The sequence below is a fragment of the Pseudomonas sp. lyk4-R2A-10 genome (assembly GCF_030209075.1).
GTDB lineage: Bacteria > Pseudomonadota > Gammaproteobacteria > Pseudomonadales > Pseudomonadaceae > Aquipseudomonas > Aquipseudomonas glycinae.
Window position 1 is genome coordinate 697,189 of the sequence record NZ_JARVSR010000002.1, and the last position, 21,800, is coordinate 718,988.

Consider the following 21,800-nt stretch of genomic DNA (forward strand, 5'->3'; position numbering starts at 1 on the left):
GGTTGCAGGGCCTGTTCAGCTCAGGCGCTTACCACTTGTAAGTGGCGCTGGCGACGACACTGCGCTGGTCGCCGTAGTAGCAGTAGAAGCTGTCGCAAGTGGAGATGTAGTCCTTGTCCAGCAAATTGGTGGCGTTGAGTGCCAGCGACGCGCCTTTGAGGCTGTTGTCCAGACGGCCGAGGTCGTAATGCACGGCGGCGTCGAACACGGTGTACGCGTCCGCCTTGCCCAGCCAGGTATTGGCTTTGTCGCCGTAGGTGTTGCCGGTGTAGCGCGCGCCGGCGCCGATGCCGAAGCCGTCGAGCACACCGCTGTGCCAGGTGTAATCGGCCCACAGCGAGGCTTGCTGGTTCGGCATCAGTTGCAGGCGGTTGCCCTTGTCGGCGCCGTTCTGCACTTCGGATTTGGCCAGGGTGTACGCGGCGATGACCTTCAGGTTGTCGGTGACGTCGGAGACGGCTTCCAGCTCCAGGCCTTTGACCTTCACTTCGCCGGTCTGGCTGGTGATCGATACGCCGTTGACGAACGAGCTGACCGAAACGTTTTTCTGGGTCAGGTCATACACGGCCGCCGTCAGCAGGGTCTTGCTGCCCGGTGGCTGGTACTTGATGCCCAGTTCCCACTGCTTGCCTTCGGTCGGTTTGAGCGATTCGGTCGACGAGGCGTCGGCGCCAGTGGTCGGCTGGAACGATTCGGCGTAGGACAGGTACGGCACGAAACCGGAGTCGAAGACATAGCTGATCGCCGCGTTACCGCTGAACGCCTTGTCACGCTGGGTGTTGGTGGCGTCGCCCTTGTTGATGAATTGAGTGCTGGTGTGCACCCAGTCTTCACGACCGCCCAGGGTCAGGCGCCATTGGTCCAGGGCCATCTGGTCCTGAACGTAGAGGCCGGTCTGGTAGGTCTTCTGGTTGTAGTCATAGAACGCGGTGGAGCGCGCCGGACGCACGATCGGCTGACCATGGATCGGATTGTTCACGTTGATCTCCGGCGCGCTGCCGAAGATCGAGGTGTAGTTGGTGTTGCTGCGCTGGTGATCCAGACCCAGCAGCAGGGTGTGGCGGATGTCGCCGGTGGCGAAGTCGGCCTGGAAGTTGTTGTCCACGGCGAACTGGCTGATGTCTTCGTCGACGATGGTGGTCGTGCGGCCGACGTTGCCGTCATTGTCCACTTGAGTGAACGGGTAGGAGCCGACGGTGATGCCCTGGAACGACAGATCCGACTTGGTGTAGCGCAGGTTCTGCTTGAACTGCCACACATCGTTCAGGCGATGTTCGAAGGCATAGCCCAACGCGTAGTAGGTGCGGTCGTAGTATTCCCAGTCCGGATCGCCGAGGTTCTTGTGATGGGAAACCTTGCCGAACGGCATGTCGATCTTGGTGCCCTGCACCGGCAGGAACTGGCTGGTGATGCCGGTATCGTCGCGGGTGAACTGGGTCAGCAGGGTGAATCTGGTGTCGTCGTCGATGTTCCAGGTCAGGCTCGGCGCGATGTTGTAGCGCTTGTTGTCGACGTGGTCGATCTGCGTGCCGCTGTCACGTACCACACCGCTGAGGCCGTAGAGAAACTGGCCAGCGTCATCGATCTTGCCGGTGCTGGCGAAGTTGATCTGGCGGTGGTTGTCGCTGCCGTATTGCAGCTGGATTTCGCTGCTCTGCACATCGCTCGGACGACGGCTGACCATGTCCAGCAGGCCGCCCGGCGGGGTCTGGCCGTAGACGGACGAGGCCGGGCCGCGCAGCAGGGCGAGGCGGTCGAGGTTCCAGGTTTCCTGTTTCGGGTTGGCGTACACGCCTTTTGGCAGGGGCAGGCCGTCGAGGAACTGGGTCGGTTCGAAGCCGCGTACGCGCAGCCAGTCGGCGCGGGTGTCGCTGCCATAGCTGCTGGCGGTGATGCCCGGCATGTAGCGCACGGCGTCATCGAGGCTGTGCACGCCTCGGTCTTCCATTTGCTGGCGCGTGGCGACCGAAATCGAACGCGGCGCTTCGACCAGCGCGGTGTCGGTCTTGGTGCCGGCGGCGGTGCGGGTGGCGGTGTAGCCTTCGACCGGGCCCCAGGCGCTTTCGTAGTTTTCCACGCCGATCACCGAGGTTTCCGGCAGGGCCATCGCGCCTTCCGGCACGGCGACCAGGGTGTAGGTGCCGGCGCCGCTCTGTTCCAGTTGCAGACCGGTGCCGCGCAGTGCCGCGCGCAGGGCGCCGGCCGCGTCATATTGGCCGTTGACCGGCGCCGAGGTCTTGCCCGCCGCCAGCGACGGGTTCAGCGACAGCGTGAGGCCGCCCTGGCTGGCGATCTGGTTCAGGGTGGTCGACAACGGAGCCGCCGGCAGGTTGTAGGCGCGTACGCTCGACGCCTGTTCAGCGGCGATCAGTTGGCTGCTGGCCAGCGGGGTGCAGAGGGCAATGGCGACCGCCAGCAAACTGGGGCGCAACAAGGTGTCTAGCGAACGGGACATACGGCGGCTCCTGAATGGAAATATTTCTCAATTGCCTGTGTGCCGGACGAGATTCGAAAAGTGATAGGGCTGGATGAAAATAATTTCGATTAACGAACGACATCGCTGCGCAAGTCAGCAGAAAGTCCGTTTTCATGGGATGTGATGGGTGTTTCTGTCGCGGCCTGCTCGCGATCGCTATGACTCAGGCAGCGCTGAATGTCAGGGCTTCGGATCCGCCTTGGCCACGGTCACCCACCATGGCGTGTGCTGTTCGATCTGCACCGGCAGGGTCGGCAGCAGGGCGTTCAGCGCCTTGTCGGTGTCGTGCAGCGGGAAGCTGCCGGTGATGCGCAGATCGGCGACTTCCGGCGCAATGCCCAGATGGCCGCGACGATAGCGCCCGAGTTCATGCACCAGGTCTTCCAGGCGCGCGTTGTCCACTACCAGCATGCCGCGGGTCCAGGCATCGGCGCCGGGGTTGAGCGCCACCACCGAATCCAGACCGTTTTGGCGAATCAGTACTTGCTGGCCTTCGCGCAGGATCTGTTCCTGCGGATCGGATTGCGGATGCGCCGCCACCGCCGACTGCAACACGCTCAGGCGCGTGCCGGCGTCTTCGCGTTTGACCAGGAACCGCGTGCCGAGGGCGCGCATGCTGCCCTCGGCGGTTTCGACGATGAACGGCCGCGCATCGCCGTGACCGGTTTCGACAAGGATTTCGCCTTCCTGCAACACGATCAGGCGTTGTTTTTCATCGAAGCGGACATCCACGGCGCTGTGGGTGTTGAGGTTGAGTACGGTGCCGTCGGCCAGGCGCACGGTGCGCTGTTCGCCGGTGGCGGTGCGTTGATCGGCGAGCCAGTAATCCAGCGGCAGATAACGTTCGCTGGCAAACAACGCCAGCCCGACCACCGCCACGACACTGGCCAGCCCGCTGCCCAGCTTGCGCACCCGGCGGCGGATGCCTTCGCGCGATTGCAGCAACGCGTTGCGTGCCGGGCCGTTGGCCACGCTGAAACGCTGGTCGAGCATGCCCAGCTGGCGCCAGGCGCGAGCGTGTTCTTCGTTGGCCGCGTGCCACTTGGCGAATTCTTCGCGTTCCAGCGGCGTGCTGGAATCGAGGGTCAATTGCCAGGCAATCGCCGCGTCCAGCACATGGGCCGGGACCGGTCTAGAACTGGCCGGGCTCATGTTGGCTCACCGTACAGCGCGATGTAGCACTGTCGAATACCCTGGGCCAGGTACTGACGCACGCGGGGGACAGACACGCCGAGTTTGTCGGCGATCTCGGCGTGGGTCAGGCCGTCGAGGCGGTTATAGAGGAAAGCGGCGCGAGCCTTGGTCGACAGCTTGCCGAGCATGCGGTCGATGGCCTTGAGGTCTTCGAGGATCAGTTGCTGTTCTTCGACCGAGGGCTGTTCGCCCTCGGGGATCAGCATCAGTTCGGTCAGATACGCCTGTTCCAGCGCCGCCCGGCGGAAGTAGTCGAACAACAACCCTTTGGCGATCGCCACCAGAAATGCCCGGGGTTCGCGCGGTGTCAGCAGTTCGTCGCGGCCAAGCAGGCGGACGAAAGTGTCCTGGCTCAGGTCTTCGGCCCGTTGCGGGCAAGCCACGTTACGGCGCAGCCAGGCCAGCAGCCAGCCACGGTGGTCGCGATACAACGCACCGACGAGCTCGCTGTGAGGGCTTTGGGCTGAAGACACGACGACACCGATTGGGAAGTGTTAACTAACGAGAATTGTTCGCGATTGTGGCAGAGGTGGGAATGGTTAGCAATTGGCCACCGGTCGGGTTGTCGGGCGACAACCCGGATTCAGAACGAATGCGTCTGCTGGCGGCGCTTCCACTGACTCAGGCGTTGCTGCAGATTCAGCGGACTGTGGATCTGCTGCTGGCGCGCCCGACTGAACAGGATCAGCGCCAGTTCCGCGGTGGCCAGGGCATCGGCACTCGCATGGTGGCGCTCGAACACTTCGAGCTTGAACCAGTCGATCCACTCGTCCAGCCCCGCCTCGCGAATATGTGCCTGCGGGCAAACCAGCGGGGCGATCTGCGCCACATCGAGAAACACCGTCTGCAACTTGTGCCCGAGATGTTCCTTCAGTGCGCGGCCGAGCATGTGCTGGTCGAACGAAGCGTGAAACGCCAGCACCGGGCTGTCGCCGATGAACTCCAGCAGCTCGACCAAAGCTTCGGTGGGCTCGCTGCCGGCGGCAATCGCGCTCGGGGCCAAGCCGTGAATCAACACGCTCGGGCCGAGTTTCAACTCGTGACACTGCAGGGTGCGTTCGAACTGCTGACTGAAGTCGATCGCACCGTCCTCGATCACTACCGCGCCGATCGACAGCACCCGATCCTTGCTCAGGTTCAGCCCGGTGGTTTCCAGATCCAGCACTACCCAGCGCTGCTCGCGCAGGCTGCACTCGCGCAGTTCGCCGATGGCCGGCAGTTTCGTCAGGCGCTGTTGCAGGTCGTCCGGCACAACGGGGCTGGCCGGACGCAGCCACGAGAACAGGCTCATAGCTGATACCGCAGGGTCAGGCTGCTTTGCAGGCGCTGGGCCTGGCGCAGGGATTCACGCAGGATGCGCCGGTCCAGATGATTGAGGCTGTCGGGATCGACCCGGTTCGAATACGGCAGGTTTTCCCGGGTCTGCAATTGATGCTGCTGCATGCGCGTCTGCTGAATGAAGTGGTACGCCTCTTCGTACGCGGCGCCATCCAGTCGGTCGATGACTTCTTTATCCACCAGTTGGCGGAAGCGTTCGAGGGTGTTGTTGGCGTCGATGCCATTGGCCAGTGCCAGCAAACGTGCACCGTCGACAAACGGCGTCAGGCCCTGGATCTTCAGGTCCAGCGTGGCTTTCTCGCCGTTCTTGCGGGTCAGCACGAACTCACGAAAACGCCCCACCGGCGGGCGGTTGCGCAAGGCGTTCTCGGCCATCATCCGCTGGAACAAACGATTGTCGCCGACCTGATCGAGAATCCCCCGGCGCAGTTGCTCGCAACCCTGTTCATCGCCCCAGACCACCCGCAGGTCGAAATAAATGCTTGAGCCCAGCAGGTTCTCCGGCGTTGCCTCGCGGATGAACGCGGCAAAGCGCCGGGCCCATTCTGCACGGGACAGGCACAGCTGCGGATTGCCGGCCATGACGTTGCCCTTGCACAGGGTGAAGCCGCATTGCGCCAGGCTGTTATTGATCTGCTGGGCGATGGGCAGCAGCTTGCCGCGAATCTCCGCCGCATGGGCCGCATCCCGCGCATCGAACAGAATGCCGTTGTCCTGATCGGTGTGCAGGGTCTGTTCGCGCCGGCCTTCGCTGCCGAAGCACAGCCAACTGAACGGCACACCGGGGTCGCCTTTCTCCGCGAGCGTCAGCTCGATCACCCGGCACACGGTGTGATCGTTGAGCAGGGTGATGATGTGGGTGATCTGGGTCGAAGACGCACCGTGAGCCAGCATGCGCTCGACCAGTTGGCCGATCTCGCCACGCAGGGTCACCAGTTGTTCAACCCGCTGGGCGCTGCGGATGGTCCGTGCCAGGTGCACCAGATCGACCCGTTGCAGCGAGAACAGATCACGCTCGGAGACCACGCCGCACAGGCGCTGATCCTTGACCAGACAGACGTGGGCAATGTGCCGCTCGGTCATCGCTATCGCCGCGTCGAAGGCGCTGTGATCCGGCGAAAGATAGAACGGCGAGGGCGTCATGTGACGTTCGATCGGTTCGCTGAAATCGTCAACACCTTCAGCCACCACATGCCGCAAGTCGCGCAGAGTGAAAATCCCCAGTGGCGCCTTGTGCTCATCCACCGCGACGATGCTGCCGACTTGTTGTTCGTGCATCAGCTTCACCGCTTCGCGCAACGGTGTGGTCGGGCTGCACGTCACCGGATGGCGCATGGCCAATTCGCCGAGACGGGTGTTCAGCGAATACTGGGTGCCGAGGGTTTCCACGGCTTTTTGCTGGACTTGCTGGTTGACCTGATCGAGCAGGCTGCTGACCCCGCGCAAGGCGAAATCGCGGAAGGTGCTGGAGAGAGCAAACAGCTTGATGAACGCCAGTTTGTTCAGTTGCAGACAGAAGGTGTCTTCACCGGCCAGATGCTCGGTGCGGGTCGCCCGTTCGCCGAGCAGCGCGGCAAGGGGAAAACACTCGCCGGTGGTGATTTCAAAGGTGGTTTCGGTGCCGCCCTTGGCCGTGTGCGGACGCTCGCCCACCACCCGGCCCTGCTTGACGATGTAGAAGTGTTCGACCGGCCCGTCAGCGGGTTTGATGATGCTCTCGCCCTGACCGTAGAAGCGCAGCTGGCATTGCTCCACCAGATAGGCCAGGTGAGCGTGTTCCATTTGATTGAAAGGGGGGAAGCGCTGGAGGAATTGCAAAGTGCCCTGAATGTTCTGCAACACCGCGGTTTTCCCTGCCTGGGTGAAGGCGTCCGCTTTACTCATAACCATTACCGCAGTCTTTTTCGAATTGTTGTTGTCGGATCGTTGCAGCCATGGTCGACCCCATCGCGCGGGGTGCCCATTGGACGTAAGTCTAGGTTGGGCATGCCGTTGGGGAGTTTTCTGATATGCCCTACAAAATCAGTCGGAAATTCTTCGGTTCGCCCCTTGGAAAAAAATCCGACGAAGTGCACATTGAAGCTCTGCCCAGCGATGTCTGACCACTGTGCCAGGGGATCGAATTGAAAACGTAGAGAACGCCATGTCCGACCACGATATTTTGAGCGACGCCGAGCGGGAAGCGCTCAGCGCTGTAATGCTCGAACCCGATCTGCCACCGCAGCGTGTATTGATCGTCGATGACGACAAGGATGCGCGGGAGCTGTTGTCGGAGATTCTCGGGCTGGATGGCATTCGTTGCATGACCGCGGCCAGCGGCGAAACCGCGCTGAAAATGCTCGCGGAAAAACCTTCGATCGGGTTGGTGATCACCGACCTGCGCATGGGCAACGTCGATGGCCTGGAGCTGATCCGCCAGGTGCGCGAGTCAGTGCGGGCGGCCATGCCGATCATCATCGTTTCGGGCGATGCCGACGTGAAGGATGCGATTGCGGCGATGCATTTGAGCGTGGTGGATTTCCTGCTCAAACCTATCGATACCGCCAAATTGCTTGGACTGGTCAGACATGAGTTGGGGATCGAGCCCTAGCCAATCCGGCGCAAACAAAAAAAGCCCTGATCGAAAGATCAGGGCTTTTTCGTGTCCGGCATCCGCGCAGGTTAAAGGCCGTTGGCAGCCTTGAACTCGCGACGACGACGGTGCAGGACCGGCTCGGTGTAGCCGTTCGGCTGTTTGGTGCCCTCGATCACCAGTTCGACTGCCGCCTGGAAGGCGATGTTGCTGTCGAAGTTCGGGGCCAGCGGACGGTACAGCGGGTCGTTGGCGTTCTGACGGTCTACCACCGGCGCCATGCGCTTGAGGCTTTCCATCACTTGCGCTTCGGTCACGACACCGTGACGCAGCCAGTTGGCGATGTGCTGGCTGGAGATACGCAACGTTGCACGGTCTTCCATCAGGCCGACGTCGTTGATGTCCGGCACTTTCGAGCAACCCACGCCCTGGTCGATCCAGCGCACCACGTAACCGAGAATGCCCTGGGCGTTGTTGTCCAGTTCGTTCTTGATCTGTTCCGGCGTCCAGTTCGGGTTGACCGCCAGCGGAATGGTCAGGATGTCATCGACCGACGCGCGGGCACGTTTGGCCAGCTCGGCCTGACGGGCAAACACGTCGACCTTGTGATAGTGCAGCGCGTGCAGCGCAGCGGCGGTCGGCGACGGAACCCAGGCAGTGTTGGCGCCGGCCAGCGGGTGAGCGATTTTCTGTTCGAGCATCGCCGCCATCAGGTCGGGCATTGCCCACATGCCTTTACCGATTTGCGCACGACCTTGCAGGCCGGTGCTCAGACCGATATCGACGTTCCAGTTCTCGTAGGCGCCGATCCATTTCTCGGCCTTCATGTCAGCCTTGCGCACCATCGGGCCGGCTTCCATGGAAGTGTGAATTTCGTCGCCGGTGCGGTCGAGGAAGCCGGTGTTGATGAACACCACGCGCTCGCTCGCTGCCTTGATGCAGGCCTTGAGGTTGACCGTGGTACGGCGTTCCTCGTCCATGATCCCGACTTTCAGGGTGTTGCGCTTGAGGCCCAGCACGTCTTCGATGCGACCGAACAGCTCGTTGGTGAACGCCGCTTCTTCCGGGCCGTGCATCTTCGGTTTAACGATATACACGGAACCGGTGCGGGTGTTCTTGCGCGAAGTGTTGCCGCTCAGGTTGTGCATCGCCGCGAGACAAGTCACCAGACCGTCGAGGATGCCTTCCGGCACTTCGTTGCCGTGCTTGTCGAGGATCGCGTCGATGGTCATCAGGTGACCGACGTTACGCACGAACAACAGCGAGCGGCCGTGCAGGGTCAGTTCGCTGCCGTCGACCTTGGTGTAGGTGCGATCCGGGTTCATGGTACGGGTGAAGGTCTGGCCGCCCTTGGACACGGATTCCGCCAGGTCGCCCTTCATCAGGCCGAGCCAGTTGCGGTAGATCACCACCTTGTCGTCGGCATCGACGGCCGCCACGGAGTCTTCGCAGTCCATGATGGTGGTCAGCGCTGCTTCCATCAGGATGTCTTTGACGCCGGCGGCATCGGTCTGGCCGACCGGGGTGCTGGCGTCGATCTGGATTTCGAAATGCAGGCCGTTGTTCTTCAGCAGGATCGCAATCGGCGCATTGGCATCGCCCTGGAAGCCGATCAGCTGTGCGTCGTTGCGCAGGCCGCTGGTGCTGCCGCCCTTGAGGGTGACGACCAGTTTGCCGTCAGCGATCTTGTAGCCGGTGGAATCGACGTGGGAGCCGGTCGCCAATGGCGCGGCTTCGTCGAGGAACGCACGGGCGAAGGCGATGACTTTGTCGCCACGCACCTTGTTGTAGCCTTTGCCTTTTTCCGCGCCGCCGGCTTCGCTGATGGCGTCGGTGCCATACAGGGCGTCGTACAGCGAACCCCAGCGGGCGTTCGAGGCGTTGAGGGCGAAGCGGGCGTTCATCACCGGGACCACGAGTTGCGGGCCGGCGGTACGGGCGATTTCGTCATCGACGTTTTGCGTCGTTGCCTGGAAATCAGCCGCTTCTGGCAGCAGATAACCGATCTCTTGCAGGAAGGCTTTATAGGCCACGGCGTCGTGCGGCTGACCGGCACGGCTTTGGTGCCAGCCATCGATACGAGCCTGGAAGTCATCGCGTTTGGCGAGTAGGGCTTTGTTCTTCGGCGCCAGGTCGTGAATGACCTTGTCGGCACCTTCCCAGAATTTGTCGGCGGTGAGGCCGGTACCGGGAATGGCTTCGTTGTTCACGAAGTCGAACAGGACTTTGGCGACCTGCAGGCCACCGACTTGAACGTGTTCAGTCATTGCTTGCCTCACTCTGCTCAGCTATTTCGCTTTTCAGCTCTTCAATTTAACAATGAAGCCTCTGGCCATTTAAACCACAAACCCCTCGACCAGTACATGCCATCGCTGGCGGCTGGGCTGGGACCAATCAACGGCTTGGGGGCCTTGCTGACGGGGCTTTCAGGGTTGCGAACGTGCCTTGGGCAGACATCGATCCAGCGTTATGTAGTGCGCGCTGCGGCATACTACATGATGAGTTGCGGTTGTGAAAATCGGACTAATTACGTCGTTCTGCGACCCCATGACGCATTGCGGTCACGGCGCGGAACGGGATGTTCTCAAAAAACCAATGGATTGTTCCAGCTAAATATAAAAAGTTGTACACGATTTGTGATTTCGAGCGTCTGAGGCGTCTGTCGAACGCTTGCCTATACTTGCTCTTCTATAACAAAAGTCATGACAAGAGGGCTGCGCCATGGATCACCTCGTACTCACCGTCTTCGCACCGGACAAGCCCGGGCAGGTCGAGCGCATCGCCCAATGCATCGCCGAACACGGCGGCAACTGGCTGGAAAGCCGCATGTCACGCATGGCCGGACAGTTCGCCGGGATCCTGCGGGTCGGCGTGCCGGCGGAGGCTTACGACGAATTAGTCGATGCCTTACAAGCACTGTCGGCACAGGGGATTCGCGTGCTGGTGGCCGAAAGCGGTATCGAACAGGCCTGCACCTGGAAACCGATCGCCATGGAACTGGTGGGCAATGATCGTCCGGGGATCGTGCGTGACATCACCCGGCTGCTGAGCGAGCAGGGCGTGAATCTCGAACGGCTGGTGACCGAAGTACGTCCGGCACCGATGAGCAGTGAACCGCTGTTCCATGCCGAAGCGATTCTCGCGGTGCCGCTGACTTTGTCGCTGGACGTGCTGCAATCGCGCCTGGAAACCCTGGCCGATGACTTGATGGTGGAACTGGTGCTGCGCACCGACCTGTGAAGACGGATCGGGTTATCCAGTTTAAACGTGCACCTGCCTGTGGATAACCTGTAGAGACTGAGCGCCAGGCCACGTCCGCCGTGGCTTGCCGAAGATTGATCAAAAAACCGCCAGCATTCAGTGACTTGCGCACAAACGGCGGGGATCACGCTGTGGATAACCTTGGGAAGGAACGATACAGGCCACGAGAACCGTGGCCTGTGAAGGTTTGTGCGTTTTTTGATCAGCTGCGCCGACGCAGACTCATCCAAGCATCGACGCTGTACACCGCCAGACCGGCCCAGATAAACATGAAGGCGATCAGCGTGCTGGACGACAAGTGCTCGCCGAACAGCAGCACGGCTTGCAGCAGTACCAACGTCGGCGCCAGGTATTGCAGGAAACCGAGGGTGGTGTAGGGCAGATGCCGCGCGGCCGCGTTGAAGCACACCAGCGGCACCAGCGTCACCGGGCCGGCCGCCACCAGCCACCAGGCTTCGGAGGTGGTCCAGAACTCGGCCTGAGCGCTGGTGGCGGTCGGATTGAACAGCAGCCACGCGAGGGCGATCGGCACCAGCATCCAGGTTTCCACCACCAGCCCCGGCAACGCCTTGACCGGTGCCTGCTTGCGGATCAGCCCGTAGAAACCGAAGGTCAGCGCCAGCACTAGCGATACCCACGGCAGGCTGCCGACCTGCCACACCTGCTGCGCCACACCGATAGCCGCCAGACCGACCGCCAGCCACTGCATGCGCCGCAGGCGTTCGCCGAGGATCAGCATGCCCAGCAGCACGTTCACCAGCGGGTTGATGTAGTAACCGAGGCTCGCTTCCAGCATCCGGCCGTTGTTCACCGACCAGACGTAGGTCAGCCAGTTGGCCGCGATCAAGGTGCCGCTGAGCGCAAGAATCGCCAGGCGTTTCGGGTTGTCGCGCAGTTCCTGCCACCAGCCGGGATGCTTCCACACCATCAACAGCAGCGCGCCGAACAGCGCCGACCACAGCACTCGATGAATGATGATTTCCACCGCCGGCACTTCGGCGATGGCTTTGAAGTAGAGCGGGAACAGTCCCCAGATGATGTAGGCGCTGAGGCCCAGAATGTACCCGCGACGCGGGTTGGCGGCTTGCATGCAGAATCCTTGCTTAGGCAGCTAACAAAGCAGCGATTGTACGGGCAGTTGTATAGACGTGTCGTGTCAGAAAAGCTTCAACGGCTCTTCGTTCAGCGCCGCCAGCTGCTCACGCAACGCCAGCACCTGATCGCCCCAATACCGCTCGCTGCCGAACCACGGAAAGCTGCGGGGGAACGCCGGATCGTCCCAGCGTCGTGCCAGCCAGGCGCTGTAATGCATCAGGCGCAGGGCGCGCAGCGGTTCGATCAGCGCCAGTTCGCGCGGGTCGAAGTCATGGAATTCGTTGTAGCCGTCCATCAACTCCGACAGTTGTCCCAGGCAATCCTGACGGTCGCCGGCGAGCATCATCCAGATGTCCTGCACCGCCGGGCCCATGCGGCAGTCGTCGAGGTCGACGATGTGGAACATCTCGTCGCGGCACATCATGTTGCCGGGGTGGCAGTCGCCGTGCATGCGGATGTTCTGGTGCGGCGTATTGGCGTAGACGTCTTCCACACGTTTGAGCAGGTCGCGGGCGACGGACTCGTAGGCCGGCAGCAGGCTTTTCGGTATGAAGTTGCCTTCCAGCAAAGTGGTCAGCGAGTCATGGCCGAAGTTCTTCACCGCCAGCGCTTCGCGGTGCTCGAACGGTTTGGTCCCGCCGACCGCGTGCATGCGCCCGAGCAACTGGCCGAGGCGATACAACTGGTCGAGATTGCCCGGTTCCGGCGCCCGGCCACCGCGACGGGGAAACAGGGTGAAACGAAATCCGGCGTGTTCGTGCAGGGTTTTGCTGTTGTGGATAAGTGGCGCCACCACCGGGATCTCGACGTCGGCCAGTTCGAAGGTGAACTGGTGTTCTTCGAGAATGGCTTCGTTGGTCCAGCGCTGCGGGCGATAGAACTTGGCGATCAGCGGTTCCGAGTCTTCGATGCCGACCTGATAGACGCGGTTTTCGTAACTGTTGAGCGCCAGAATGCGCGCGTCGCTCAGGAAACCGATGCTTTCGACGGCATCGAGCACGAGGTCTGGGGTGAGGGTTTCAAACGGGTGGGCCATGCTGACTCCTGCGCGCAGCAGGCTGCCGCGTCCGGCTCAGCATGGTAGCGCAGACGGGCGGTCTTGAGTGGGATCGTTCCCGCGCAGCGCACGGGAACGATCAGAGCGTCGCCCGATCAGGCGCCGACGATCCCGCCATCTTCACGGGTAATCGCCATCACCGATGAGCGTGGCTTGCCGTTCGGCAGGTGCTCGGGGAAGGTCGAACCGCCGTTCTCGCCCGGGTGCTGAATCCCGACGAACAGGGTTTTCTGATCCGGCGAGAAGCTGATCCCGGTGACTTCACACCCGATCGGCCCGACCATGAACCGGCGAATCTCACCGGTCGCAGGATCGGCGCAGAGCATCTGGTTGTTACCCATCCCGGCGAAATCACCGGCGTTGCTCGAATCTCCGTCGGTGAGAATCCACAACCGTCCGGCCTTGTCGAAGCCGAGGCCGTCGGGGCTGTTGAACATGTTCTGCGGGGTGATATTCGAAGAGCCGCCTTTCGGCGTACCGGCGTGGACGCTCGGGTTGCCGGCGACCACGAACAGATCCCAGGCAAAAGTCTTCGACGCGTGATCGTCGCGGTCGGTGCGCCAGCGCAGGATCTGCCCGTAGACGTTCTTCTCGCGCGGGTTCGGCCCGCCCACCGGTTGCCCGTCTTCGCCGCGCTTGGCGTTGTTGGTCAGGGTGCAATAAACCTGGCCGTCTTTCGGGCTGACCACGATCCACTCCGGACGGTCCATGCGCGTGGCGCCAACCACGCTGGCCGCGAGTCGGGCATGAATCAGCACTTCGGCCTGATCGGCGAAACCGCTGCTGGCGTCGATGCCGTTCTTGCCGTGGGTCAGTTCGATCCACTGGCCCTGGCCTTTCGGGTGATCCGGATTGCCGTCGCCGGCATCGAACCTGGCGACGTACAGCGTGCCGTGATCGAGGATGTCGCGGTTGGCCTTGGCGTTGCGGTGGTTGATCTTGTCGCGGCTGACGAATTTGTAGATGAACTCGCCGCGTTCGTCGTCGCCCATGTACACCACGGCGCGACCGTCGTCGGTCTCGGCCAGTGCGGCGTTTTCATGTTTGAAGCGGCCCAGCGCGGTGCGTTTGACCGGGGTCGATTGCGGGTCGAACGGGTCGATCTCCACCACCCAGCCGTGACGGTTGAGCTCGTTCGGGTTCTTCGCCATGTCGAAGCGCGGATCGAACGGATGCCAGTTGATCTCGCGGCTGGCGGCCGACACGCCGTAACGTTTCTGCGCCGGATCGAACTGTTGCTGGGCGTTGCTGCTGCCGAAGCAGTCGGTGAAGTTCTCTTCGCAGGTCAGATAAGTGCCCCACGGCGTTTTGCCGTTGGCGCAGTTCTGGAAGGTGCCGAGGACTTTCTTGCCGTGCTTGTCGGCGCTGGTTTTCATCAGCTCGTGACCGGCGGCCGGGCCGCTGATACGCAGCGGCGAGTTGCCGTGGATGCGCCGGTTGTAGCGCGAGCCCTGGACGAACTGCCACTGGCCGTTCTTGCGCTGCACTTCGATCACCGACACGCCTTCGCAGGCCAGAGCCTTGCGCACGTCCTCGGCCGACTGCGGCATGCCGCCGTGCGGGTAGAGGTAGCGGTAGTTGGTGTATTCGTTGTTGATCGCCATCAACGCGCGGTTTTTCTCGCCCGGGAATTCGAACAGGCTCATGCCGTCGTTGTTGTCGCCGAACTGCACTTCCTGTGCGGCCGCGGTTCCATTGCCGCTCGGGTCGAAGGCCGGGCCGTTCTTGTGCAGCGGCTGGCCCCAGCTGATCAGCACCGACGACTTGTAGCCCTTGGGCAGGCTGATGGTGTCGGTGGTGGCCGCCGGAATGCTGTCGAAGCCGAGCAGACGGCTGTTTCCGGCGCTGACACTGGCGGCCAGCACGCTGCGGCTCAGCAGGTTGCCGCCGAGGAACATCGCCGCGCCGCACAGCGCGCCGGCGCTGATGAACCCGCGACGGCTCAGGCCGACCATTTTTTCCAGGTCTGTGGATTGGTTTTCTTCTAATAGGCTCACATCAGGCTCCCTGCATGGTTTTGGCAGCCACCTTAATGCGGGTCGATGACGCTTTCGTTGCAGCGCTGTTTAGAGCGGTGTTCCGAGCAGCACATTGGACGGGGAAAATTGCACCTGCACCGCTTGCTCGACCGTCAGGCCCCGGGTGCGCAAGTCCAGCGGTTCGGCCAGCGCGCACAGGGTCTGGCCGTTGGGCAGGGCGATGCGCACTTCGCTCGGGCCGTCTTCGGCGTCGAGAATCGCCTCGATCCGGCCGCTCAAAAGATTCTGGCCAACGGCAGGTGTGGCCTGTGGAGCGAGCAGTTCGAGCCAGCCGGCCTTGATCAGTGCCACCACTTCGGTGCCCGGTTGCAGCTCCAGGTGAACGGTGCTGTCGTGGGTGATCTGCGCGTCGATCGACAGGCCTTCGGCCAGTTCGAGGCGGATCAGGTCGTTGCGGCCCTGACCTTCGATCAGCACGACTTTGCCGTGCAACTGATTGCGCGCGCTGGTCCTGAGCATCAGCCGACCGAGCAGGTCCAGATCGCTGGCGTCCTCGGCTGCTTCCAGTACTTGAGCCTGCAAGGCTTGCAGCTTTTGATACAGGCGCAGCACTCGCTCGCCCTCGCTCGACAGTCTGGCGCCACCGCCGCCCTTGCCGCCGACCGCGCGCTCGACCAGAGGCTTTTGCGCAAGGTTGTTCAGCTCATCGATGGCATCCCACGCCGCCTTGTAACTCAGGCCGGCGCTTTTCGCGGCGCGGGTGATCGAACCCTGTTCGGCGATGTGTTGCAGCAAGGCGATGCGCTGAGGACGGCGGACGATGTGCTGGGACAACAAAGAGGGCAGGGACATGGCGGACGCTTTGTGCTGAAGGGTTGAGGGAGGACGTTGGCGGCTCGGGACGTATCCGTCAAGCCGCGTCGCCGGGTTTTGGCGTGCGGGCCAGGCAGTACACATCCACCCGCGCGGCGCCGGCGTCCATCAGCAATCGGGCCAGTGCCTGAGCGGTGGCGCCGGTGGTCAGCACGTCGTCGACCAGGGCCAGGTGTCGGCCTTGCACCTGGGCATCGGCGCTCAAGGCGAAGGCGTGACGCAGATTGCGTTTACGCGCCTTGGCGTTGAGGGCCTGCTGGGCGTCGGTATCCTGCACGCGCAAAAGGCTGTGCTCCTCGCAAGGCAAATCGAGTGACTTGCCCAGCCACTGCGCCAGCATCGCCGCTTGATTGAAGCCGCGCTGGCGCAAGCGTTTGGGTGCAAGCGGCACCGGCAGCAGGGCGTCCGGGCGCGGCAGGTCTTCTTCGAAGCGATGTTGCAGGAATTGGCCAAGAACGTCGGCGAGCAAGTGGCCAAGCGGCCATTTGCCGTTGTGCTTGAAACGGGTGATCAGCGTGTCCACCGGAAAGCTGTAAGTCCAGGGCACGGCTACCGTTTCAAAGGCCGGCGGTTCCTGCAGGCAGCCGCCACAGGTCAGGCCGTAAGCGGGCAAGGGCAGGGCGCAGGTCAGACATTGATCGCCCAGCCACGGCAAATCGGTTTCACAGGCGGTACAGATCGGGATTTGCGCGTCTGCCGGTTCGTCACACAATAAGCAGTGTTGTTTGTTTTTTAACCAGATGTAAACCGGTCTTTCGTAGTCTGGTTGACAGCGCATGACTCTTCCTTAAATATGCCGAACATCCGTGTCGTGCCTGTGGGTATTCCGTTTCCCCAGGCGCCAGCCAAGCATAACCAAGGAAACGCCCATGAGCGCCAGCACCACTGCCACCCTGCGTCACGACTGGACTTTGGCCGAAGTCAAAGCACTGTTCGTTCAGCCATTCAACGACTTGCTGTTCCAGGCGCAGACGGTGCACCGCGCGCATTTCGACGCCAACCGCGTCCAGGTTTCCACTCTGCTGTCGATCAAGACCGGCGCCTGCCCGGAAGATTGCAAATATTGTCCGCAGTCCGGTCACTACAACACCGGGCTGGAAAAAGAAAAGCTCATGGAAGTGCAGAAAGTCCTCGAAGAGGCTGCACGCGCCAAGGCCATCGGTTCGACCCGTTTCTGCATGGGCGCGGCGTGGAAGCACCCGTCGGCCAAGGACATGCCTTATGTGCTGAAGATGGTCGAAGGCGTGAAGGCCATGGGCCTGGAAACCTGCATGACCCTCGGTCGTCTCGATCAGGATCAGACCGAGGCACTGGCCAAGGCCGGGCTCGACTACTACAACCACAACCTCGACACCTCGCCGGAGTTCTACGGCAGCATCATCACCACCCGCACCTATGCCGAGCGTCTGCAGACCTTGGCCTACGTGCGCGACGCGGGGATGAAAATCTGCTCCGGCGGCATCCTCGGCATGGGCGAGTCCCTCGATGACCGTGCGAACCTGCTGATTCAGCTGGCCAACCTGCCGGAGCATCCGGAGTCGGTGCCGATCAACATGCTGGTGAAAGTCGCCGGTACGCCGCTGGAAAATGCCGACGACGTCGATCCGTTCGACTTCATCCGCATGCTCGCCGTGGCGCGCATCCTCATGCCGCAATCCCACGTGCGCCTGTCTGCCGGCCGCGAAGCGATGAACGAGCAGATGCAGGCCCTGGCGTTCTTCGCCGGCGCCAACTCGATCTTCTACGGCGACAAATTGCTGACCACCGCCAACCCGCAGGCCGACAAGGACATGCAGCTGTTCGCACGTCTGGGCATTCAGCCGGAAGCACGCGAAGAGCATGCTGACGAAGTACATCAGGCTGCCATCGAACAGGCGCTGGTGGAGCAGAAGAGCAGCGAGCAGTTCTACAACGCGGCGGTCTGATCGCCCGTTCTTCTCAGGCGCTGCCTCGGGCTGTGCCTGCTGATTCATTTGCCACCCGTGAGGCTTGCATGTCTTTCGATCTCGCCGCACGCCTTGCTGCCCGTCGTGCCGACAATCTCTATCGCCAGCGACCGCTGCTTGAAAGCCCGCAAGGGCCGCAAGTGGTGGTCGACGGTCAGCCGCTGCTGGCGTTCTGCAACAACGATTACCTGGGGCTGGCCAATCATCCGCAAGTGATCGAAGCCTGGCGCGCCGGTGCCTCGAAGTGGGGCGTCGGCGGCGGTGCCTCGCATCTGGTGATCGGCCACAGCGGCCCGCATCACGAATTGGAAGAAGCTCTGGCAGACCTCACCGGACGGCCGCGCGCGCTGTTGTTCACCACCGGTTACATGGCCAATCTCGGCGCGGTCACGGCGCTGGTCGGGCAGGGCGATACGGTGCTCGAAGATCGGCTCAATCATGCCTCGTTGCTGGATGCCGGATTGTTGTCCGGCGCGCGCTTCAATCGTTATCTGCACAACGACGCTGACAGCCTCGCCAAGCGTCTGGAGAAAGCCACCGGCAATACGCTGGTGGTCACTGACGGCGTGTTCAGCATGGACGGCGATCTCGCCGATCTGCCGGCGCTGGCCCGGGAAACCAGGGCCAAAGGCGCTTGGCTGATGGTCGATGACGCCCACGGTTTCGGCCCGCTGGGGGCAAACGGTGGCGGGATCGTCGAGCATTTCGGTTTGAGCCAGGAAGATGTGCCGGTGCTGGTCGGCACGCTCGGTAAAGCGTTCGGCACGGCGGGGGCGTTCGTCGCCGGCAGTGAAGAGCTGATTGAAAGCCTGATCCAGTTCGCCCGTCCGTACATCTACACCACCAGCCAGCCGCCAGCGCTGGCCTGCGCAACCTTGAAGAGTCTGGAGCTGCTGCGCAGCGAACACTGGCGTCGCGAGCATTTGCAGTCGCTGATTCGTCAATTCCGCCACGGCGCCGAACAGATCGGTCTGGAACTTATGGACAGCTTCACGCCGATTCAGCCGATCCTGATCGGCGATGCCGGTCGCGCCGTGCGTCTGTCGCAGATGCTGCGCGAGCGTGGACTGATGGTCACCGCGATCCGCCCGCCGACCGTGCCTGCCGGCAGCGCGCGGTTGCGGGTGACGCTGACCGCCGCTCACAGCGAGGCACAGGTGCAGCTATTGTTGGAAGGACTGGCCGATTGCTTTGCGCAACTCAAGTCGGAGCCAAGCCATGCGTGATCGCCTGATTCTGCTACCGGGCTGGGGCCTCGGCGTTTCGCCGCTGGAGCCGCTGGCCGCTGCGTTACGCGGACTCGACGAGCACCTGCAGGTCGACATCGAGCCGTTGCCGGAGCTGGACTCCAGCGATCTGAACGACTGGCTCGACGAGCTCGATGAGCGCATCCCCGAAGATGCCTGGCTCGGCGGCTGGTCACTGGGCGGGATGCTCGCTTCCGAGCTGGCGGCGCGGCGTGGCGAACATTGCTGCGGCTTGCTGACCCTGGCGAGCAATCCTTCGTTTGTCGCCCATGAACAATGGCCGAGCGCGATGCCCGGCGAGACTTTCGATGCGTTTCTGGCCGGCTGCAGCGCCGACCCGCGCACGACCCTCAAGCGATTCTCTCTGCTGTGTGCCCAGGGCGCGCAAGACGCGCGCGGCTTGTCGCGGCTGTTGCTCGGCGGCGCGCCGAATACCTCGCCGGCCGCGTTGATGGCCGGTCTGGAATTGTTGGCGCAGATCGATACGCGCGCTGCCTTGCAGGCGTTTCGTGGCCCGCAATTGCATCTGTTCGGCGGGCTGGACGGGTTGGTGCCGGCGGAGGCCGCGGGCGAGCTGTTCGCGTTGCTGGCGGATGTCGAGGTCGGCCTGATCGAGCAGGCCAGCCATGCGTTTCTTCTGGAGGATCCCCACGGTGTGGCGGGTGCTATCCAGGCGTTTTTAAGTGAGTGCGGTGATGACTGATTTGTCTGTTGCGGCGTTGCCCGGCGGCTTGCCTGACAAGCGCCAGGTCGCGGCTTCTTTTTCTCGCGCAGCGGCCAGCTACGACAGCGTCGCCGAGTTGCAGCGCGATGTCGGTACGCAGTTGATGAATCGCTTGCCGGTGGATTTTCGCCCGGCACGCTGGTTGGATCTGGGCTGTGGCACCGGGTATTTCACTCGGGCGCTGGCCGAGCGATTTGGTGAGGGGCTGGCACTGGATATCGCTGAGGGCATGCTCCATCACGCGCGGCCGTTGGGTGGGGCCATGCACTTTATTGCTGGCGATGCCGAACGTTTGCCATTACAGGATTCGACCTGCGATCTGATCTTCTCCAGCCTTGCCGTGCAGTGGTGCGCGGACTTTGAAGCGGTGCTCGGTGAAGCGTTTCGGGTGCTGAAGCCGGGGGGGATTTTCGCGTTTGCTAGTCTTTGTGCAGGGACGCTTTACGAATTGCGCGATAGCTGGCGTCAGGTCGATGGTCTGGTGCACGTCAACCGCTTCCGCGAATTCGCCCGCTACGAGCAATTGTGCGCGGCCAGTGGTTTGCGCAGTGTTTGTCTGGAGAACCGGCCGCATGTGCTGCATTACCCGGATGTGCGCAGCCTGACCCATGAACTCAAGGCCTTGGGCGCGCATAACCTGAACCCTGGCCGGCCGGGTGGATTGACCGGGCGGGCGCGGATTCTGGGGCTGGTCGAGGCCTACGAGCAGTTCCGTCAGCCTGCGGGATTGCCGGCGACCTACCAGGTGGTCTACGCCGTGTTGGAGAAACCCTTATGAGCGCAGCCTATTTCATCACCGGAACCGACACTGACGTTGGCAAGACCACCGTCGCCGCCGGGTTGCTGCACGCTGCGCGGTCGGCGGGGCTGAGTACGGCGGCGGGCAAACCGGTAGCGTCCGGTTGCGTGGTGACGACCAGAGGTCTGCGCAATTCCGATGCGCTGGCGTTGCAGGCCGAATGCTCGTTGCCGCTGACGTATCAACAGGTCAATCCGGTGGCGTTCGAGCCAGCGATCGCGCCGCATCTGGCAGCGCGTGAGGCGGGTGTGGCGCTGACCGTGCAATCGTTGCTGGGGCCGATGCGCGAGATTCTGGCCATGAACGCCGACTTCACGCTGATCGAAGGCGCAGGCGGCTGGCGGGTGCCGTTGGCGGATCAGGACAATCTGTCGGATCTGGCGATTGCGCTGAAGTTGCCGGTGATTCTGGTGGTCGGCGTGCGTCTGGGTTGCATCAGCCACGCGCTGTTGACCGCTGAAGCGATCGCTCGTGACGGGCTGCAACTGGCCGGTTGGGTGGCGAACATCATTGATCCGAAGACGTCGCGGCTGGAGGAAAACCTCGCGACACTCGCCGAGCGGATTCCGGCGCCGTGCCTGGGGCGGGTGCCGAAGCTGAAGGCGGTTAGCGCTGAAGCGGTCGCCGATCACTTGCAACTGGATCTGCTCGACTGATTTTGGCTATGACAAGGCACTGTGCCATTAGTGTTTTTGACGGGTGTTTTTCTGACGCCTCTGGTTCAATGGCACCCATCGATCCTTCCCAAGGATGAGAGCTCCCATGGAAATCTCCGGAAACACAGCTTTTTATGCAGGTCTGAGCACCATCCAGACCGGGCAGAACCGCGTCGATCAGGCCGCCAGCCAGATCGCCAACAACACCATCGAGCGCTCGGTCACCAGCCAGTCTTCCGAAGCCCAGATCGATCGCCTGCGCGGAGTGGATCGCAGCCAGCAAATGGATCCGGGCAGCGCCATGGCCGAGATGGCCCAAGGCAAGTTTCAAGTGGAGCTGGGCACGAAAGTCGCGAAGGCTTCCGATGAAATGCTCGGTACGATCATCGATACGTTCGCCTGATTTTTTGATCCGCGCTTTGCCAGACGCCGCGACTGTTCGCGGCGTTTTTCGTTGTAAGTCCTTCTCCCTCAACTAATCTTTTTTCAGTGCACATGGCTCGGTCGGGCACATGTCGCGCTGCTGTGTCCGGCGTTCGGAAAATGTGATGACGAATGGCAAAAGAACGACGCTTGACAAGAT

Annotated in this window: 19 protein-coding genes; 8 read left to right on the top strand and 11 right to left on the bottom strand. The window is 62.3% G+C overall.

Annotated elements, in window-relative coordinates; translation table 11 throughout:
* Positions 1 to 28: 28 nt before the first annotated feature.
* The 5 genes from QRN46_RS05530 to QRN46_RS05550 form a co-directional block, all read right to left on the bottom strand.
* Positions 29 to 2,455, bottom strand: coding sequence for a TonB-dependent siderophore receptor (locus QRN46_RS05530; RefSeq protein WP_285354378.1), 2,427 nt, complete (start codon positions 2,453 to 2,455; stop codon positions 29 to 31).
* A gap of 201 nt (positions 2,456 to 2,656) precedes the next feature.
* Complete coding sequence (locus tag QRN46_RS05535; protein ID WP_285354379.1) at positions 2,657 to 3,628, bottom strand: FecR domain-containing protein; 972 nt, start codon at positions 3,626 to 3,628, stop codon at positions 2,657 to 2,659.
* Positions 3,625 to 4,143: an RNA polymerase sigma factor gene (locus QRN46_RS05540; protein ID WP_039768032.1), complete on the bottom strand. Its 519-nt coding sequence runs from the start codon at positions 4,141 to 4,143 to the stop codon at positions 3,625 to 3,627. The genes QRN46_RS05535 and QRN46_RS05540 overlap by 4 nt, the downstream gene beginning before the upstream one ends.
* A gap of 110 nt (positions 4,144 to 4,253) precedes the next feature.
* Entirely contained in the window at positions 4,254 to 4,961 is a 708-nt protein-coding gene (locus QRN46_RS05545; protein WP_011336254.1) for a 3'-5' exonuclease, read from the bottom strand.
* Positions 4,958 to 6,898 (bottom strand): putative nucleotidyltransferase substrate binding domain-containing protein, encoded by a 1,941-nt coding sequence (locus QRN46_RS05550; RefSeq protein WP_285354380.1) that lies wholly within the window; start codon positions 6,896 to 6,898, stop codon positions 4,958 to 4,960. The genes QRN46_RS05545 and QRN46_RS05550 overlap by 4 nt, the downstream gene beginning before the upstream one ends.
* A 253-nt stretch (positions 6,899 to 7,151) precedes the next feature.
* Between QRN46_RS05550 and QRN46_RS05555 the strand changes: the two genes are divergently transcribed.
* A complete protein-coding gene (locus tag QRN46_RS05555) occupies positions 7,152 to 7,598 on the top strand; it encodes a response regulator (RefSeq protein ID WP_085654016.1) in 447 nt (148 codons plus the stop codon).
* Between the two features lie 71 nt (positions 7,599 to 7,669).
* On the opposite strand, the gene QRN46_RS05560 is transcribed toward QRN46_RS05555, so the two are convergent.
* Positions 7,670 to 9,847, bottom strand: a complete 2,178-nt coding sequence (locus QRN46_RS05560) for a malate synthase G (protein WP_285354381.1) — start codon at positions 9,845 to 9,847, stop codon at positions 7,670 to 7,672.
* 454 nt (positions 9,848 to 10,301) lie between these two features.
* On the opposite strand from QRN46_RS05560, the gene QRN46_RS05565 reads away from it, so the two are divergent.
* On the top strand, positions 10,302 to 10,820 hold the full coding sequence (locus tag QRN46_RS05565) for a glycine cleavage system transcriptional repressor (protein WP_011336250.1): 519 nt from the start codon (positions 10,302 to 10,304) through the stop codon (positions 10,818 to 10,820).
* Positions 10,821 to 11,043: 223 nt separating this feature from the next.
* On the opposite strand, the gene rarD is transcribed toward QRN46_RS05565, so the two are convergent.
* The 5 genes from rarD to QRN46_RS05590 all read right to left on the bottom strand — a co-directional run bounded on the left by rarD (position 11,044) and on the right by QRN46_RS05590 (position 16,623).
* A complete protein-coding gene (rarD, locus tag QRN46_RS05570; RefSeq protein WP_064380284.1) occupies positions 11,044 to 11,931 on the bottom strand; it encodes an EamA family transporter RarD in 888 nt (295 codons plus the stop codon).
* Between the two features lie 66 nt (positions 11,932 to 11,997).
* The gene (locus tag QRN46_RS05575; protein ID WP_285354382.1) at positions 11,998 to 12,972 is read right to left on the bottom strand and encodes a serine/threonine protein kinase; all 975 of its coding nucleotides are present in this window, start codon (positions 12,970 to 12,972) and stop codon (positions 11,998 to 12,000) included.
* 116 nt (positions 12,973 to 13,088) lie between these two features.
* Entirely contained in the window at positions 13,089 to 14,990 is a 1,902-nt protein-coding gene (locus tag QRN46_RS05580) for a PhoX family protein (RefSeq protein WP_011336247.1), read from the bottom strand.
* 69 nt (positions 14,991 to 15,059) lie between these two features.
* A complete protein-coding gene (locus tag QRN46_RS05585) occupies positions 15,060 to 15,824 on the bottom strand; it encodes a TOBE domain-containing protein (protein ID WP_285354383.1) in 765 nt (254 codons plus the stop codon).
* Between the two features lie 58 nt (positions 15,825 to 15,882).
* Positions 15,883 to 16,623: a ComFC family protein gene (locus tag QRN46_RS05590; RefSeq protein ID WP_011336245.1), complete on the bottom strand. Its 741-nt coding sequence runs from the start codon at positions 16,621 to 16,623 to the stop codon at positions 15,883 to 15,885.
* A gap of 91 nt (positions 16,624 to 16,714) precedes the next feature.
* On the opposite strand from QRN46_RS05590, the gene bioB reads away from it, so the two are divergent.
* The 6 genes from bioB (at position 16,715) to QRN46_RS05620 (ending at position 21,620) form a co-directional block, all read left to right on the top strand.
* Entirely contained in the window at positions 16,715 to 17,770 is a 1,056-nt protein-coding gene (gene bioB, locus QRN46_RS05595) for a biotin synthase BioB (RefSeq protein ID WP_011336244.1), read from the top strand.
* A 68-nt stretch (positions 17,771 to 17,838) separates the two neighbouring features.
* Entirely contained in the window at positions 17,839 to 19,017 is a 1,179-nt protein-coding gene (gene bioF, locus QRN46_RS05600) for an 8-amino-7-oxononanoate synthase (protein WP_201817827.1), read from the top strand.
* Positions 19,010 to 19,741, top strand: a complete 732-nt coding sequence (locus tag QRN46_RS05605) for an alpha/beta fold hydrolase (protein ID WP_201817825.1) — start codon at positions 19,010 to 19,012, stop codon at positions 19,739 to 19,741. The genes bioF and QRN46_RS05605 overlap by 8 nt, the downstream gene beginning before the upstream one ends.
* Positions 19,734 to 20,540 carry a malonyl-ACP O-methyltransferase BioC gene (gene bioC / locus QRN46_RS05610; protein ID WP_011336241.1) on the top strand — a complete coding sequence of 269 codons (807 nt, stop codon included), beginning with the start codon at positions 19,734 to 19,736 and terminating at the stop codon, positions 20,538 to 20,540. Before QRN46_RS05605 ends, bioC begins: the two co-directional genes overlap by 8 nt.
* On the top strand, positions 20,537 to 21,217 hold the full coding sequence (bioD, locus tag QRN46_RS05615; protein WP_201817824.1) for a dethiobiotin synthase: 681 nt from the start codon (positions 20,537 to 20,539) through the stop codon (positions 21,215 to 21,217). Before bioC ends, bioD begins: the two co-directional genes overlap by 4 nt.
* A gap of 106 nt (positions 21,218 to 21,323) precedes the next feature.
* The gene (locus QRN46_RS05620; RefSeq protein WP_011336239.1) at positions 21,324 to 21,620 is read left to right on the top strand and encodes a hypothetical protein; all 297 of its coding nucleotides are present in this window, start codon (positions 21,324 to 21,326) and stop codon (positions 21,618 to 21,620) included.
* Positions 21,621 to 21,800: the final 180 nt, after the last annotated feature.